This is a genomic window from Nostoc sp. UIC 10890, from assembly GCF_054786515.1.
In genome coordinates this window covers 1-1,828 of sequence record NZ_JBSGKF010000126.1, presented here as the reverse complement: position 1 = coordinate 1,828, position 1,828 = coordinate 1, and the positions used below count along the sequence as shown (strand labels likewise).

1 protein-coding gene and 1 pseudogene are annotated in these 1,828 nt (G+C 33.7%); both read left to right on the top strand.

Translation table 11 applies throughout. The features are described 5' to 3' along the window. A pseudogene (locus ACWATR_RS39755) lies at nucleotides 1–487 on the top strand (hypothetical protein); the annotation flags it as partial. A gap of 270 nt (nucleotides 488–757) precedes the next feature. Continuing rightward, on the top strand, nucleotides 758–1,828 hold a 1,071-nt coding region (locus ACWATR_RS39750), incomplete at its 3' end, for a serine/threonine protein kinase (RefSeq protein ID WP_460345809.1).

The window sequence follows — 1,828 nt, the reverse complement described above, 5'->3', positions numbered from 1 at the left end:
CAATAGGCATACTATACAAGGAGTAAAAATGGAACCAACTATATCGATACCCAGAGATTGGAAATATCCACATTTTATGCTGAATCAGCAAACTAATAGAGGCTTAATAGTTGGCATGATTTATATACCAAAATCAACATCAATTGCCAATTGTATTGGCTCCGGCTGGCAATACTCAGTGTTAATAGATAATAATGCCCGTTTCTTAAAATATTTTGAAGAAAAAGATTTATGGCAATCTGATAAGAGAGAATCTAACTTATGTGAAATTAATGTGCAACAGATTAATCAACCAAGATCAAATTTGTGCCAATTGCTTGTGTTATTTAATAATACTATTACCCAAATTTCGGCAGATCCAGAATATAAAACTTTGTTAGAGACAGGATTCAAACTAGATAGAGATATCGAGAAGGCTAAGAATGCTTTACGTAATATTTACTTGGCAAATATTCGCAACACCTTAGACGATATTGATTTAAGTTAACAGAAAATATTGAGAAATAACTTATGAATTTTAATTCATACTAATGAGGCGTGGGATTTAAAAACTTCATTTTTTACAAGATTTACAGCTTCTTGCAAATGATATCGGTTGCTCTTTAAAAGCTTATATATTTTTAGTATCTTAGCACAAACATACATATCAATTATGTTTGTATAAAGCCAAGGTAAAAAAAGCATTTTGAGAGAAAGCAGAAATTAGCTAACAAATAGTAATCAGAGAGTTATTGTTTAAACAAGTAGGTCTTAGTAAATGGTCAGTCAAAAATCAGAAGAATTTGAAAAAGACATGTTATCAGAAGGGTACAAAGTACTGCAATATCTATCTAAAAAAGTAGGACGGACGACGCTGGTAGCCCGTAATTTACAAACTCAAGAGTTAGTAACGATCAAAATACTTCTTTTTGACAAGGGAATTGAATGGAGTGACTTCAAACTGTTTGAACGAGAAGCGGAAACTCTCAAAGTACTCTACCACCCTGCTATTCCTCGTTATCTTGACTACTTTGAGCTAGATAAACCCAACTATAAAGGATTTGCACTTGTACAAAGTTATATCTCGGCCCGATCTCTGCAAGCAGAAATCGAAGCAGGGCGTACTTTCAGTGAAGAAGGAGTCAAGCAAATAGCAAAAGATATGCTAACAATTCTTCAATATTTGCATGAGCGACAGCCATCTATAATTCATCGTGATATTAAGGCTAGTAATATTCTTTTGACAGATAGCTCTGGAAATAGTGTTGGTTATGTGTATTTAGTTGATTTTGGTTCGGTACAAACTGGTTTTAGAAAAAATAGTAGTATGACGGTTGTTGGGAGCTATGGATATATGCCACCAGAACAATTTAATGGTAGGGCCACTACCGCTTCTGACTTTTACAGTTTGGGAGCAACCTTGATTTATTTAATAACAGGCCATCATCCAGCAGATTTACCAGATATAGACCTGCGAATTCAATTTGAGCAAGTTGCTAATATTAGTTTTGGCTTTAGTAATTGGTTGAAGAAGATGACAGAACCTATTGCCAGCCAACGCTTCGCTAATGTTGAAGAAGCTATGCGCTCCTTAGAAGAAAGCGGACATACAACTCAAGCTCAGAGAAAGACGACTAATTCAACAGCTTTCCCTCTTGCCGAGAGTAAAATAGTTTTGAATAAAAATGAGAATTTAATAGAAATTATTATTCCATCAAAAGGTTTAGTCATAAATCTAATTGAAGTTTGTTTATGGGCTTCAGTTATGATCCTAATCATCCTATTTTTTACAATTTTTATAATAGCCATTCATGAAATTTCACTACCTATTATAAAAATTGGCTTCTAT